This window comes from Klebsiella sp. CTHL.F3a, assembly GCF_019890895.1.
Lineage (GTDB): Bacteria > Pseudomonadota > Gammaproteobacteria > Enterobacterales > Enterobacteriaceae > Klebsiella > Klebsiella grimontii.
This window is the reverse complement of sequence record NZ_CP082360.1, coordinates 4,820,377-4,835,108: the sequence shown is the minus strand read 5'-3', so window position 1 is coordinate 4,835,108 and position 14,732 is coordinate 4,820,377. Positions and strand designations below refer to the sequence as shown.

At 54.8% G+C, this 14,732-nt stretch carries 15 protein-coding genes; 6 read left to right on the top strand and 9 right to left on the bottom strand.

What is annotated here, in order from left to right:
• The first annotated feature begins 2 nt into the window (after positions 1-2).
• The 3 genes from K7H21_RS22700 to prfH all read left to right on the top strand — a co-directional run bounded on the left by K7H21_RS22700 (position 3) and on the right by prfH (position 2,364).
• Positions 3-455: a GNAT family N-acetyltransferase gene (locus tag K7H21_RS22700; protein WP_406601391.1), complete on the top strand. Its 453-nt coding sequence runs from the start codon at positions 3-5 to the stop codon at positions 453-455.
• A 173-nt stretch (positions 456-628) separates the two neighbouring features.
• On the top strand, positions 629-1,768 hold the full coding sequence (locus K7H21_RS22695; RefSeq protein WP_004129194.1) for an RNA ligase RtcB family protein: 1,140 nt from the start codon (positions 629-631) through the stop codon (positions 1,766-1,768).
• Positions 1,765-2,364 carry a peptide chain release factor H gene (gene prfH, locus K7H21_RS22690; RefSeq protein WP_087828262.1) on the top strand — a complete coding sequence of 200 codons (600 nt, stop codon included), beginning with the start codon at positions 1,765-1,767 and terminating at the stop codon, positions 2,362-2,364. Before K7H21_RS22695 ends, prfH begins: the two co-directional genes overlap by 4 nt.
• Positions 2,365-2,420: 56 nt before the next feature.
• Here the strand turns inward: prfH and pepD are convergent, their stop codons facing one another.
• Positions 2,421-3,878, bottom strand: coding sequence for a cytosol nonspecific dipeptidase (gene pepD, locus K7H21_RS22685; protein WP_004129198.1), 1,458 nt, complete (start codon positions 3,876-3,878; stop codon positions 2,421-2,423).
• A 258-nt stretch (positions 3,879-4,136) separates the two neighbouring features.
• Between pepD and gpt the strand changes: the two genes are divergently transcribed.
• The 3 genes from gpt to crl all read left to right on the top strand — a co-directional run bounded on the left by gpt (position 4,137) and on the right by crl (position 6,402).
• On the top strand, positions 4,137-4,595 hold the full coding sequence (gene gpt / locus K7H21_RS22680; RefSeq protein WP_004129200.1) for a xanthine phosphoribosyltransferase: 459 nt from the start codon (positions 4,137-4,139) through the stop codon (positions 4,593-4,595).
• Positions 4,596-4,701: 106 nt separating this feature from the next.
• Positions 4,702-5,946, top strand: coding sequence for an esterase FrsA (gene frsA / locus K7H21_RS22675; RefSeq protein WP_004129202.1), 1,245 nt, complete (start codon positions 4,702-4,704; stop codon positions 5,944-5,946).
• 57 nt (positions 5,947-6,003) lie between these two features.
• Complete coding sequence (gene crl / locus K7H21_RS22670) at positions 6,004-6,402, top strand: sigma factor-binding protein Crl (protein ID WP_004099188.1); 399 nt, start codon at positions 6,004-6,006, stop codon at positions 6,400-6,402.
• A 77-nt stretch (positions 6,403-6,479) separates the two neighbouring features.
• On the opposite strand, the gene K7H21_RS22665 is transcribed toward crl, so the two are convergent.
• Genes K7H21_RS22665 through K7H21_RS22630 form a run of 8 tightly spaced genes read right to left on the bottom strand, consistent with a single transcriptional unit; the run spans position 6,480 to position 14,732 of the window.
• Positions 6,480-6,986: a serine acetyltransferase gene (locus K7H21_RS22665; RefSeq protein ID WP_087828264.1), complete on the bottom strand. Its 507-nt coding sequence runs from the start codon at positions 6,984-6,986 to the stop codon at positions 6,480-6,482.
• A gap of 2 nt (positions 6,987-6,988) precedes the next feature.
• Entirely contained in the window at positions 6,989-8,407 is a 1,419-nt protein-coding gene (locus tag K7H21_RS22660; RefSeq protein ID WP_223035387.1) for a DUF4832 domain-containing protein, read from the bottom strand.
• Positions 8,408-8,409: 2 nt separating this feature from the next.
• Entirely contained in the window at positions 8,410-8,820 is a 411-nt protein-coding gene (locus K7H21_RS22655; RefSeq protein ID WP_004129207.1) for a hypothetical protein, read from the bottom strand.
• Complete coding sequence (locus tag K7H21_RS22650) at positions 8,817-9,932, bottom strand: glycosyltransferase family 4 protein (protein ID WP_004129209.1); 1,116 nt, start codon at positions 9,930-9,932, stop codon at positions 8,817-8,819. Before K7H21_RS22650 ends, K7H21_RS22655 begins: the two co-directional genes overlap by 4 nt.
• Positions 9,929-11,143, bottom strand: coding sequence for a glycosyltransferase family 4 protein (locus K7H21_RS22645; RefSeq protein WP_032742045.1), 1,215 nt, complete (start codon positions 11,141-11,143; stop codon positions 9,929-9,931). The genes K7H21_RS22650 and K7H21_RS22645 overlap by 4 nt, the downstream gene beginning before the upstream one ends.
• The gene (locus tag K7H21_RS22640; RefSeq protein WP_004129212.1) at positions 11,124-12,149 is read right to left on the bottom strand and encodes a glycosyltransferase family 2 protein; all 1,026 of its coding nucleotides are present in this window, start codon (positions 12,147-12,149) and stop codon (positions 11,124-11,126) included. Before K7H21_RS22640 ends, K7H21_RS22645 begins: the two co-directional genes overlap by 20 nt.
• Positions 12,142-13,524, bottom strand: a complete 1,383-nt coding sequence (locus K7H21_RS22635; RefSeq protein WP_004129213.1) for a hypothetical protein — start codon at positions 13,522-13,524, stop codon at positions 12,142-12,144. Before K7H21_RS22635 ends, K7H21_RS22640 begins: the two co-directional genes overlap by 8 nt.
• Positions 13,515-14,732 carry a polysaccharide biosynthesis protein gene (locus K7H21_RS22630; protein ID WP_004129214.1) on the bottom strand — a complete coding sequence of 406 codons (1,218 nt, stop codon included), beginning with the start codon at positions 14,730-14,732 and terminating at the stop codon, positions 13,515-13,517. The genes K7H21_RS22635 and K7H21_RS22630 overlap by 10 nt, the downstream gene beginning before the upstream one ends.

Sequence of the window (14,732 nt, the reverse complement as noted above, 5' to 3'; positions counted from 1 at the left end):
TGCTGAAAATAAGACCGTATGAAGAGCATGATTTTGCCGCGCTATGCGTGATTTTTTTACGGGCGATTAAAGAGACGGCCAGCGCCGATTATTCTCCCCGGCAGATTGCCGCCTGGGCTCAGGTTGATGAAGCCCACTGGCGGCAAAAACTAGCGGCATCATGCGTACTGGTGGCAATAAATGATGCCTCGCCGGTCGGGTTTATTACCGCCGTGGATGACTATATCGATTTACTGTTTGTCTCTCCCGACCATAGCCGCCAGGGCGTCGCCAGCGCGCTGCTCAATACGCTATTGAGGCAGCTTCCTGAGCGCGTTTACACGGTAGAGGCCAGTATTACGGCAAAGCCCTTTTTTGCGCGTCACGGCTTCACGGTTATTCAGCCACAGGAAGTGACGGCGCGCGGTGAACGATTTCTTAATTATTTGATGCGGCGGCAAATCGGCTTGCAATAGATATAACGCCTGATTACTATACGCGCACTTTCACTTATTTATTGACTGCAAAGGAGGTTCACCATGAATACAGATTTCCAGAACATACTTTGCAGGCCTTCCCAGGAATAACTCTCTTTTTGCCCTGGTAACGTCTGCCACATCCTTTATTTATTTTTTATATGGATTGGTATATGGGCAATAATGTTCATTATACGTCTGAAGGTATTTCTTATATTAGTTCAGACGATCTGTGGATCGAAGATTTAGCGATCCAGCAATTACACACGACGGCAAAGTTACCTCACATGCAGCGCGTGGTAGGGATGCCTGATTTACATCCCGGGCGCGGCTACCCAATCGGCGCGGCCTTCTTTTCGCTCGGTCATCTCTACCCGGCACTGGTGGGTAACGATATCGGCTGCGGCATGGCGCTATGGCAAACGGATATCCTCGCGCGAAAATATAATGCGGATAGGTTTGAGAAGAAGCTGTCAGCCATGGATGACGCAGCGGAAGAACGCTGGCTGGATGAACATCTGGCGGAGAATCTGCTAACCCATCCCTGGCGCAGCGCGCTGGGCTCTATTGGCGGCGGTAACCACTTCGCTGAACTGCAGCAGGTGGATCGGGTCATCGATCGCCAGCGTCTTCAGCAGGCCGGTCTGGATGCTCAGCATCTGCTGCTGCTGGTGCACAGCGGGTCGCGCGGCCTGGGACAGTCTATCCTGCAACGCCATATCACGGCTTTTTCTCACGATGGTCTGGCGGAAGACAGTGCTGCGGCTCAGGATTACCTGGCGGAACATCAAGATGCGCTGGCTTTTGCCCGCGTGAATCGGCAGCTGATCGCTACCCGCATTCTGCAACAGGTACGAGCTGACGGACAGAATGTGCTGGACGTCGCGCATAACTTTGTCGAGGCCCGTTCTGTTAACGGACGGCAGGGTTGGCTGCATCGCAAAGGGGCGACGCCGGACGACCGCGGCCTGGTGATTATTCCGGGCTCTCGCGGCGACCACAGCTGGCTGGTTCACCCCGTGGTCAGCGAAGAAACGCTGAATTCGCTCGCTCACGGCGCCGGGCGTAAATGGATGCGTACTGATTGCAAAGGGCGCTTATCTGGTAAATACAGTGCGGCACAGCTGGCCCGTACTGAACTGGGAAGCCGGGTGATCTGTCGCGATCGTCAGCTGATCTACGAGGAGGCGCCGCAGGCGTACAAATCTGTGGAAAGCGTATTTAACTGTCTGGTGCAGGCCGGACTGGTTGAACCGATCGCCCGCCTGCGTCCGCTGCTGACGCTCAAAACCAGCGGAGGGAAAGGGGCATGATGTTATTACAACTCTCTTCCGCTCAGGGGCCGGATGAGTGCTGCCTGGCGGTGAAACTCTCGTTGGATCGACTCATAAAAGAAGCTGCAGAGCAGAGGGTTTCCATTACTCTGCTGGAAAGCGAGCCAGGTCGGTATTCTGGCACGCTCCGCTCCGCTCTGCTTTCTCTTGATGGCGACAATGCGTTTGCCTTAAGTGAACGCTGGTGCGGCACGCTGCAATGGATTTTTCCCAGCCCATTCAGGCCGCATCACGGACGTAAAAACTGGTATGTCGGCGTAGGGCGTTTTTCTTGCGATGAACAAAAGCAGTCCGAAGAGATCCGCTTTGAAACGCTGCGCGCTTCCGGACCCGGCGGGCAGCACGTCAATAAGACCGACTCAGCGGTACGCGCCACGCACCTGGCAAGCGGGATTAGCGTCAAGGTGCAGTCGGAACGGAGTCAGCATGCCAATAAAAGGCTGGCGCGCCTGCTGATTGCGTGGAATCTGGAACAGCAGCGGCAGAGTGACGGCGCGGTGTTGAAGTCTGAACGGCGAATGTTCCATCATCAAATTGAACGCGGTAATCCGCTGCGGACGTTTAGCGGGCGTTAATGAGCGAGTCGTTATAAAGAAAAGGCCCACTCTCTGGGGAGTGGGCCTGTGCTGTCTTACTTCGCCGGAATGGATTTCAGCAGCTCGGTCAGCAGCGTCCAGTACTGGCCAACGCTTTCAATGTGAACCTGCTCGTCCGGGGAGTGGGGGCCGGTAATGGTTGGCCCGATAGAAACCATGTCCAGGTCCGGATACGGTTTTTTGAACAGACCGCACTCCAGGCCCGCGTGGATAATCTGGATGTTCGGCGTCTTGTTGAACAGACGCTGATAGGTTTCACGCACCAGATGCATCACCGGCGAGCTGGCGTCCGGCTGCCAGCCTGGATAGGCGCCTTTCGCTTCGGTTTTCGCGCCGGCCAGCTTGCCCAGAGAATCCAGCATGCTGACGACATAATCTTTACCGCTGTCGATCAGGGAGCGAATCAGGCAGTGAATCTGCACGTTATCGCTGGTCATGGTCACCACACCGACGTTCAGCGAGGTTTCTACCACGCCTTTTGCCACATCAGAGTTGCGGATGACGCCGTTCGGCGTGGCGTTAAGCAGGCGTACAAAGGTATCACGAGATTGGGACGTTAGCGCAGGCTGGTCGTTCGCAGCCGATTCCAGCAGTACTGTTAGATTTTTCTCTTTGGCCGCCAGCTCGTTTTTCAGGATCGCCTGGTACTCATTAGCCAGCGCTTTCAACGTATCCGCTTTGTTCGCGGCCACGGCGACTGTGGCGAACGCCTCACGGGGGATAGCGTTGCGCAGGGTGCCGCCGTTGAAATCGACCAGGCGCAGATCCAGCTCTTCAGCATGGCCTGCGAGGAAGCGTGCCAGCAGCTTGTTGGCATTACCTAAACCGACGTGGATCTCGCCGCCGGAGTGGCCGCCTTTGAGTCCTTTAAGGGTCAACTTAAAGCTCTGGAAACCGGCCGGAACGGTTTCACGGGTCAGCGCGAGGTCAGAGGTGAAGTCGATCCCACCGGCGCAGCCCATGTAAATCTCACCTTCTTCTTCGGAGTCGGTGTTGATCAGGATGTCCGCCTGCAGCCAGTTGGCCTGCAGGCCAAACGCGCCGTCCATACCGGCTTCTTCCGTCATGGTCAGTAGCACTTCCAGCGGGCCGTGAACGACGTTATCGTCAGCCAGCACCGCCAGCGCGGAAGCCATGCCGATACCGTTGTCGGCGCCCAGGGTGGTGCCGCGCGCTTTGACCCACTCGCCGTCGATGTACGGCTGAATCGGGTCCTTAGCGAAGTCGTGAACGGTATCGTTGTTTTTCTGCGGCACCATATCAAGGTGCGCCTGCAGCACCACCGGTTTACGGTTTTCCATACCGGCAGTCGCGCCTTTACGAATCAGAATGTTGCCAACCTGGTCGCGTTCCGCGTGTAAGCCTTTTTCTTTTGCCCAGCCCATAATGTGCTCAGCGAGCTGTTCTTCGTGATAGGAGGGGTGAGGAATAGAGCAGATTTTGGCAAAAATATCCCACAGCGGCTGAGGGGATAATTGAGACAGTTCAGACACGATAAGTCTCCTTACAATCACCTGCAAAAGTCGTTTGCAGATCGAGGGGTTAGCAATCAAATACACTACAAGCCCGGGCTTGCGCGATGGGGTTGAGAATACCACTTTCCGTGTACTCTGGTAGTGTAAACCACGTAAAAAGAGTCGCGGTGGCCGCTTAACGCTGGTTTTTAGCGCGTCAGATCTCTATAATCTCGCGCAACCATTTTCCCCCTCGAACATTATTTAAGCCGTATTACACAGGCTGGGACACTTCACATGAGCGAAAAATACGTCGTCACCTGGGACATGTTGCAGATTCACGCCCGCAAGCTGGCAACTCGCCTGCTGCCGGTTGAACAGTGGAAAGGCATTATTGCCGTTAGCCGCGGCGGTCTGGTACCGGGAGCACTACTGGCGCGTGAACTGGGTATTCGTCATGTTGATACCGTTTGCATCTCAAGCTATGACCACGATAATCAGCGTGAACTGACCGTGCTGAAACGTGCGGAAGGCGATGGCGAAGGCTTTATCGTGATCGATGACCTCGTCGACACCGGCGGTACCGCCGTAGCCATCCGCGAAATGTATCCGAAAGCACATTTTGTCACTATCTTCGCAAAACCGGCAGGTCGCCCACTGGTTGATGATTATGTCGTTGATATTCCCCAGGATACCTGGATTGAACAGCCGTGGGATATGGGCGTGGTGTTCGTACCGCCTATCGCAGGCCGTTAATTTCCCGCATAAATGCTAATTACCACGCCCGGTTTTGCCGGGCGTGGTTTTTTTTACCCTTGCGCAGGTTACAATAGCTTCAGTGGCAACATGATGGAGGCTGCACATGTCCCAGGCTAACCTTAGCGAAACGCTGTTTAAACCCCGATTCAAACATCCGGAAACCTCCACGCTGGTGCGTCGGTTTAATACCGGAGCGCAGCAACCGATCCAGTCTGCGCTCAGCGGTAATCACGTTGATCACTGGTATCGATTGATTAACCGTCTGATGTGGATCTGGCGTGGCGTGACGCCGCAGGAAATCCTCGACGTGCAGGCGCGCATCGTCATGAGCGATGCCGAGCGAACCGATCCAGAGCTTTACGATACGGTCGTCGGCTATCGCGGCGGCAACTGGATCTTTGAATGGGCCAAACAGGCGATGGACTGGCAGCAGAAGGCCGGTCAGGAAGAGAATCTTCTGGTAAGCGGTCGTCACTGGCTCCATGCGGCAAACCTTTACAGCATTGCTGCCTATCCGCACATCAAGGGCGATGAGCTGGCGGAACAGGCGCAGGTGCTGGCTTACCGGGCTTATGAAGAAGCCGCCCAGCGCTTGCCCGGCAAGCTGCGAGAGCTGGAGTTCTCCATCCCTGGCGCTGCGCCGATCACCGGTTTCCTGCATATGCCGCCAGGCGATGGGCCGTTCCCGACGGTGCTGATGTGCGGCGGGCTTGACGCGCTACAGACCGATTATTACAACCTGTATGAAAACTATTTTGCGCCGTTGGGTATCGCTATGCTGACCGTGGATATGCCTTCCATCGGTTTTTCCTCAAAATGCAAGCTGACCCAGGATACCAGTCTGCTGCACCAGTATGTGCTGCAGCATCTGGCTAATGTGCCCTGGGTCGATCATACCCGCGTGGCCGCCTTTGGCTTCCGCTTCGGCGCGAACATCGCCGTCCGGCTGGGCTATCTTGAGTCCCAGCGCCTGAAGGCGGTGGCCTGCCTGGGGCCGGTGGTACACGGCCTGTTGGTAGACCCGCTGCATCAGGGGCGGGTGCCGGAGATGTATCTTGATGTTCTGGCTTCGCGGCTGGGGATGCATGACGCTTCCGACGACGCGCTGCGGGTTGAGCTTAACCGCTATTCCCTCAAGGTTCAGGGCCTGCTGGGGCGTCGCTGCCCTACGCCGATGCTCTCCGGTTTCTGGAAGGACGATCCGTTCAGTCCGGAAGAGGAGTCGCGTTTAATCACTTCATCCTCCTCCGACGGCAAGCTGTTGGAGATCCCGTTCAATCCGGTCTACCGTAATTTCGATCACGCTCTGCGGCAGATCGCCCGCTGGATTAGCCATAGATTTAGTTAATATATTGCTAAATTCTATTGATTTGGTAACGTCATAGCATCACTAAAGGAGATCGCAATGACGTTACCGAGTGGACACCTGAAGAGTAAGCTGATTAAGAAATTCACGGCGCTTGGCCCTTACATCCGTGAGGAGCAATGTGAAGACAACCGCTTCTTTTTCGATTGCCTGGCAGTTTGCGTCAACGTAAAACCAGCGCCTGAAAAACGCGAGTTCTGGGGATGGTGGATGGAGATGGAAGCGCAGGCTTCGCGCTTCACCTATAGCTATCAGTTTGGATTGTTCGATAAAGAAGGCGACTGGCGTCCGGTCGCGATTGACGATCCTGAAGTCACTGAAAAGCTCGAAAAGACGCTACGCGATTTTCACCAACGAGCCGAAGCACTATTGGCAACGTTTAACCTTAAGCTGGAGCCCGCCGATGATTTTAGCGAGCCGGTTAAGCTGAGGGCCTAAGTTCTGGCCATTTTTGCCATCCCGCTTTAAAACCCGCTTTTCTATCAGCGTGGGTTTTGTCCCCAGACAAACCTACGCTAATCGCCGTTTAGTACCCGGTATGGCTGACCGACGGCAATCATGCCTGCGGCCAGATCTTTGGTCACCACCGTGCCCGCGCCGACTTTGACATTGTCCCCTAGCGTGACCGCGCCAATCACCACGGCGTGGGCGCCAAATTCCACGTTATCGCCAATTCGCGGGCTAGCGCCTTCCCGGCCCTGACTATCGGTCACGCTGCCAATGGTGACGCCCTGGCGCAGGGTGCAGTTCTGGCCAATGACCGTTCCCCGGTTTATCACGATGCAGTGCGGATGATACAGCTTCAGCCCATAGCCAATGCGCGCTCGCCACGGCAGCTCAATGCAAAATAAACACTCGTTAATCACGATATTGAGAATAACGAAGGGGATCCCGCAGATCTTCCACAGAGGATTACGGCTGCGATAGAGCGTCGCCAGACGATAAAGCAGAACCGCGATTTTCGCTTTGATGCCGCCGCAGGATTTGATCTCCCGGCCGACCTGTCTGATAGCCTCAAACATGGTTATTCCTTAAGGTTAAACGAAGCCAGTGAATACCATCCATCACCGGTTTGACCTTCGTTAGCGAGTTGAATACGCGGTTGCCCCTGCTGATTGGTCAGGGCCGTTTGCAGGCGATATTGACCGTCAGGGAGCCCAGTAGGCAGCGCTAGCGTAGCGCGGCTTTGATGAGCTCCAGGCAACCACTGGCGAACGTCATCCGCCGTTTTGATTTGCGTAATGGTATCGCCCGCCGCATTGACTATCCGCCATTGCACAAGCCAGGGGAGATAGGCCGGGGCGACGCCGTCGTTACGCCAGGTGACATTCAGCGTAAGCGGCATGCCGCTACGTACGGGCGTATCAAATTCCAGCTGGCTCACCCGGTAGCGATAGCCGATGCGTAGTAACGCATTATCAACGATATCGCGATACGCCGCCGGCACCGGCCGCGATTTCAGATTCAGGGTACTGGCGTGTTGCGCTAATGCCCAGTCGAAGCTTGCCTGGACCTCTTGACGAGTGTAATGCTGCACGCTTTCCCACTCTGCCATATAGCCGCAAATCTCGAGGCTCACGGGGGCGTGCTGCCAGCCGTCATTAAATCCGCCCCACGCCGCCTGCGCGGCGGCCAGACGTTGAGGATAGTCATCGCGCATGTGGCTCCAGGATGTGGAAAAGTTATGCCAGTCTCCCCAGCAATCCGCGCGCCATCCGGCGCCTTTTTGGCTGGCCCAGGCCAGCGAGTCGCCGCCGCTGATCAACATGATTTTGGGCGTTTTAGGGAAACTGCTGAAGTGCATATCAACGTAGCGATTGAGCTGCTCAGAGGTGTATTTCTCGCGCAATGGCGCCACGTCAGGGAAATTGGAGTTGTGCCATTCTCCCCACGAACCCACCATACCGATATCGACAAATGCGAGCTCCGGATTACCGTCATAATGCGCGCCGAGGGCATTCAGCAGTTTTTGCGCATAGGCGATAAAGGTTGGATCGCTGAGGTCCGGCACAAAGGTTTTACCGTTTTCGACCCATTGTCCCTGAATGCCTTTTTCAATAAGCCAGGCGGGGATTTTCGAGCCCGATTGCGGTTCATCGAGCGCCATAAAACGCAATCCGACGTTCATCGCCGGCTGATGCTGGGCGGCAACGCTGAAGGCATGATCGATCGGCGCAAAATTATAGACGCCTTCCTCGGGCTCCAGATCGCTCCAGTAAAAGCGATCGTATTCAAACCCGGTGTCCGGATACTCTTGCAGAGAGGGTTTCTGGCCATAACCATCGTGGAAACTGGCCACGCCGATCCCTGGGTTTGTTAACAGACCGGTAAAGGCCGGTGGGGTGATAATCGTGCGTTCAGCCAGTACCGCTGCAGACGGAATGATTCCGGCCAGCAGTAGCGCCAAAAAGAGCGCGGCGCGGCGCGGTGAAAAAGAGCTCATCGTTAATTCACTTTGTCGTGGAGGTTCACAAACCATGTCCAGATACCGACGTGGAAGTTCTTAAACACATCGATTCCCAGCGCGGATTTCAGCATATAGAGCGCCAGTAGCACCGCAAGAATCGCGAACAGCACGGCAAACGTAATCGCCAGAGTGGAAAATAGACGCCCGAGCAGCGTACTTTCCCGCGGGATTTTGCGCAGATCGCGACCGCATAAAAAGACCACGAAATAGCGGCGATGCAGAAAAGGAAAACTGTGGCGAAAATCGATGCGATGGCGGGAAGCCAGGCTCGCTCTCACCAGCGCCTGTTCAATACCGCGCTTTTGCTCCGGCGTTAACGAGGCTTCTGTTTCCGGATCAAGCGCGGAATAAAAACGCTCGATGACCAGGTCGGATGTTGATTTTGTCACGGTTGACTCTTATTCGTTAATCGCTGATAGACCTGAGACGTTTTCGCTGCAATGTCCGGCCAGCGGTATTTGGCCATTAACTGGCTGTAATCCGCGGCTTCATCACCGCGCCAGGACTGGAGCTTTTGCGCCAGCGCGGCGACATTGCCCGTCGGAAAATAAACTTCCGCAGGCAGGTCGATCTCCAGGTTGGCGGGGATATCGCTGACGATAACCGGTAAGGACCAGGACATGGCCTCCAGCAGGGCAATAGGCAGCCCTTCATGGTAAGACGGTAGAACAAAAAGCCCGGCCTGTGAGAACAGGGTATGCAGCGGATCGCCGCTAATAAAACCGGTCATGATCGTTCCCGGGGTAGCGGCAGCCTGCTTCTTCAGCCGCTCGCTGTACTCATCAGGATGGTCGGCATCGCCAATCAGCACCAGCGGCAGCGAACAGTTCGAGGCTTTGTAGGCGGCAAGCAGATCGTGCAGCCCTTTTTCTTCGACAAAACGGGCGACGGCGACAATGTATTGCCCGGCTTTCAGCGAATACTGATTCAGCGTGGCCTGTCGCGTCTCTTCGGCGGGAAGCGGCGGTTGGCGCACGCCGTTATAGATCACGTTAGCGTTGGTACGGCCGTGTTTGGTCTTAATGAGCGTATTAATCACTTCCGAGATAACAATAACCTCATTGGCATATTTCACCGCCCATTTCTCACCAAGACGCAGCATCTCTTTCGCCATTTTGCCCCACTTCTGGCGATCGTAGTCCGGGCCGTGGTGGGTAAAAACGACGCGCTTGCCGAGCAGGCGCAGCAGCGGGACCACCAGTCCAGGGCCGACCGCATGAACGTGAACCACATTTGAGCCGTCAAACAGGGTGCTGAAGGCGGCCAGCGTTGAGTGAATAATGGCTTCGAACTTGCGGCTTTTAGGCGCCCACAGGCTTTTTAACCGCACGCCTTTATATTCGCTACGGCGGTAGTCAACGTACGGTGAGCGGGCAATGACGCAGATATCGGCATGATTCTGTTGATAGATTTCCGGATAGAGATTCTGGCAATGGGTCTCAACGCCGCCCTGTACATTCGGAATACCGCGGGTGCCAAGCACCGTCACTTTGAGCTTCATTTCGCTTCCCCCACGAGCTGCTGATAGAGTTCCTGCAGAACCTGCATATGCCGGGCGAGATCGTATTTATCCTCTAAACGCTGGCGCGCGTTGATGCCCATTTCCCGCGCCTGCTGCGGATTGGCTGCCAGGTTATCCATGATGCGCGCCAGCGCGTCGGCATCCCCGGGTTCCACCAGATAACCATCAATGCCATCGCGGATTTGCTCAGGAATGCCGCCGATATTGCCGCCGACGACGGGGCGACCGAACGCCATCGCCTCCAGTACCGACATCGAGCAGTTTTCATAATATTCGGAAGGGACGATCACCGCCCGCGCGCCGCGAATCAACGCGTTGAGCGCTTCTCCGTGGCGCATATAGCCGAGAAATTCCGGACCGCTAAAGCGGGCGCGCAGGTCGTTGCCGAGAGGGCCATCGCCGACGATTTTCAGCGGCATGGGCTGCTGCATTTTTTGCTGCGCCAGCGCCAGGGTAGCGACGCCTTTCTCACGGCTCAAGCGGCCGATATAGAGGAAATAATCCCCCGCCGTATCGCCCGGGATCGTGGCGCTGGCATCAATACCGTTGACGATCGTCTCGATCCGCGACCGGGGTAATTTACGCAGCAGCGTCTGACGCATAAATTCGCTGGGAGCGATGATGCAATCGAGCATGGCATAATTTTGCGCGAACTTTTGCCAGTAGGCCTCAAGCGACAGCAGCAGGCTTTTAAAGGTGTCGCCCTGCTGGCAACGATGGCGGAAGGCGTTGCTCACCGAACCGGTAAGACAGTCATCGCAGACGTGGCCATCGCGCAGCATGGTGTACGATGGACAAACGATTTTATAATCGTGCGCAGTCAACACCGTTTTACAGCCAAAGCGTTTGGCGACGCCGATTAGCGCCGGCGTCAGCTGGTGGTAAATATTATGAAAGTGCACAATATCCGGGCGTTGCGCCAGCAGCAACGTATTGAGCTTGTTGCAGGCCTCCGCATTGTAGATAAAGTCGATACCCGCTTTTAGCTTGCCTGTCAGCCCGTGGTTTTGATGGTAGTCCACATTGTGTACGAAGAAGCTTTCCCAGGGCGAGGGTTTATTTTCTGCATGCTGCATGCTGAAGTCGACAACCTGATAGCCCGCTTGCAGCATGGCGTCTCGCTCCTGGAAAAATACGGTTTCCGCTCCGCCCTTAATAAAAAAGAATTTGTTAACGAATAATATTTTCATGTTCTGTCTGGATATGTTTTGGGTTGGAGACGGTCACGGCGGGTTGTTTCATCGGATCGCGAACGGAGTTCATGAGGCCTCGCACCATACCTGCGGAAAATAACGATAAGTTGATAACGCTCTGTACACCGTCCCGCAGCGACTTATTTTTAATCGCCTTCAGGGCGATAAACGCCAGCAGTGGAAGCAGGGCGATAATAATCAAACCGGGATTTAACGACAGCAGGCAAATAATCAATACCAGGATATACAGCGTGAATATCAATTCGTTGCGAACAATCTTAAGCGCGGCAGGGAAATGCTTTTTCCCCCAGCAGTTGCGTAATAGCTCACCGGGCGCCCATAAAAAACCGTTCTTCCAGCGATAGGTCAACATTTTAAATGTCGGCATGGTATAGGAAGCATGGCTAAAATAGGGCGCAGCGAGGCGGTGGAGTTTATAGCCCGCGGCCTGCAAGCGGATCCCCAATTCGGCTTCTTCATAGCCATGGAGATTAAGGTTAGTCAGATAGCCAATTTTCTCGATTGCCGAGCGGCGATAGAGTCCGCCGCCGCCAAGGTGGTCGGTATCCCCCTGCGGGTAAATAAGATGCAGGCGCTGCTTGCGCGATTTAAACTCATAGTTAGCGGCATCATCCATCTCGACGCTGCCCGCCACGCCAGCGTATTCGGGATGTTCTTCGAGAAAGGCGACGGCGGTGTCGAGAAAACCTGGCTCCAGCTCCATATCGCCGTCCAGCAGCAGCAGATAGTCCCCTTCGCTGAATAACCAGCCCAGCTGGTGGCCTACGCCGCAGCAGCGATCTTTCGCATTATCAAGGCAGACCACCATCGCATCTTTGGCGATGGCCAGCTCCCGTGTATTGTCGGTGGAGAGGCTATCGGCGACGATAATTTGATGCGGATAAGGCTGCAATTGCTTGCGGACGCTGTCGATCGTTTTTTCAATCCCCTGCGCTTCGTTGAGGGTTTTAATGCTGACGGTAATTGATGGCGTTTTATTCATATTGGGTACCGGAGTTCAGACGAACGGAACGATGAATGACAATGAGCGCCCCGAGGGCCAGCCATAATAAAAACTGTAGCATGGGAATGATCATCAGGATCTGACTGTAGGGAAGGCTGAGTAAACAGCCGATGGCAAAGACGTAAAACGCAGGCGCGGAGCTGAGCAGCTGTAAATCTTCATGTTTAAGATCGTAGCGGGAAAAGGTCTCTTTGGGCCGCATGCCGATAAGAATAGAAGCAATCATGGCGATAAATAAGATCACGCCGATAATACCCACTTCCCACAGCATCATGCTTAGCGCGGTGGAGTCGAGTATCAGATGATACCAGGCGCCGATATAGCCTGGAGAGACCGTACTGCCGCTGTTGGTCGCGTTCAGGCCGTAGCCAAATAGCATTCCGCCGGGGCCAAAAAGTTCGTTATGCTTAAGCCAGAAGAAAATAGTAGTAAACCGGCCGAGCTCGCCGCTTTCCATAATGTAGTTAGTATCAAAAATATAACCGAGGGAATCGATAAATACCGAGAGCGCGCTTTTGGTCGGATCCCCGCCGAAGGCCGACGAGTAGTTGGAGGCGAGAATGGTGATAGCGGCAAAAATTAACACCACCATTCCGGCGGCGATTATCATCAACGAGCGCAGGGTGACTTTGCTGATGCCGCTGACGTAAGCGGGCATGATCCACAGCAGCGCCAGTAAGAACGGCGACAGCAGAATCACGAATTTTACCTCGCCGACCACGCAGAGGAAAAAGGCCAGCACGATATGCGCCGCCATCGACTTGAACGAGCAAATACCGTGCTTAAATTCGGACACCTTCAACAGCATAATCAGCAGGCAGAACATCCCCATGGCCGCGGTATTGCCGCCGCCCATCGGGTCGCCGCCAAACGTGCCGACCACCGAATCCCATTTTTCATCCTCACCGCGCAGGGCGACGCGTTTTGGCACCACCACCAGCACCTGATAGATAGCCAGCGGAAACTGGACGTAGAACAGCCAGTAAAAAAGCTGAGTCAGGCGATGCAGCTGCGACTCGCGAAACATACCAAGCAGCATGCAAAACATCACCAGCGACAAGGCCAGTTCGTTTTTAAAACCGACGATGGCGGTGACGATACCGGATTGTAAAACGGTGGCGCAGAGGCTGAGGATAATAAAGGTCAGATACAGCGCTAGCACCACCTTCTCGCGCGCGCTGAGCGCCAAAGGCTGCTGCCGGCTTTGCATCATCAACAAAACCACCATGACCAGCACCATGAAAAACGGAAGCCATAATACGGCGACAACGCCGGTGAAATACTGCACCGTGCCACAGAAGACGATGGTCGTCAGCGCGAATATTTCCAGATAGCGACCGGTGTTTAGCTGCATATTTTCTGCTCCTGCCGGGAGAGCTGCAGCGCCCGCTTATTCATTTTCAACAGAATGAACAGATAGCGAATGCTGGTAAGAACAGAGAAAGTCAGCAGGGCAATTTCATAGCTTTGGCCCAATTCAGGTAGAGCGATAAAAGCGACGATAATGATCAGCAACTGCTCTATCTGAATGCGTAAAAAATAGCGTTTAGAACCAAAGATAAGCTCGATAACGGTCAGCGGACTGACGGCCAGGGCGGCGAACAGATAAGGCAGCATATAGCGTGAGGTCGGGATCGAATTGAGCCACTCCTGGCTGAAACCCAGGCGCATGACCAGTGGATAGAAAATCCAGATCCCAAGGATACAGATCAGCGCCGCGGCCATCAGCAGCAGGCGAATTTTTTTGTATTCCGCATAGTTAAAGGTGTTGTTACGAAAATCCATCGACCATTTTGAAAAGATGGAATTGCGCACCGCGTTACCGACAATCATCACCGGTGATAAGCAGAAGCGGCTCACCACCGAGAAATAACCCGCGACCAGCGGTGAAAACCAGACGTTAATCAACATTGTCGGCAGATTGTTGCTGGCCATCGCCAGCACTTCCGCACTACCGACGCGGCTGAGATGCTGCCAGTGCTGGCGCGCGAAAAGACCGTTTGCCCGCGGTGAAAAGTGTGCCGGTGTCAGGGTGCTGAAGCGAAACAAGCGCAGCAGGCAGAGGCTGAGCAGCAGCAAAATGCCCACCATCCAGGCAATATAGAACAGCGTGGTATTCGGCATCGCCAGCAGGGCTATTGCCACCACCAGCGATACGGCGATGCGCTGAAAGGTGAGGAACGGATAGTTACCGCCGCGCAGCGAGAGGTTCTCGGCGATCAAAACCAGTGCATAGCCGAAGGTGAGTAGATAGAGAAACACAATATTGAGATGGAACATCAGTCCCGTGACCACTGCCCAGGGGAGCGCCAGGAGCAGGCTTTGCAGCAGGCAAAATACCACGTTCTGCCCCAGTTCATGCTCTTCCTGGCGCGGGATCAGCAGCTGCGACGCAAAAGTGCAAACCTGAGCGCCAATCAGCACGTTGCTGTAGATCATCGCGTAGTGCCCGACTTCCGCCATGCCGTAGCGATGGGAAATCAGCCATACAGAGAAGGCGCCGATCGCCTGCGAGAGGACCGAGGAGCTGGCGATTGAAGAAATACTCTTAATTAAGTTCAT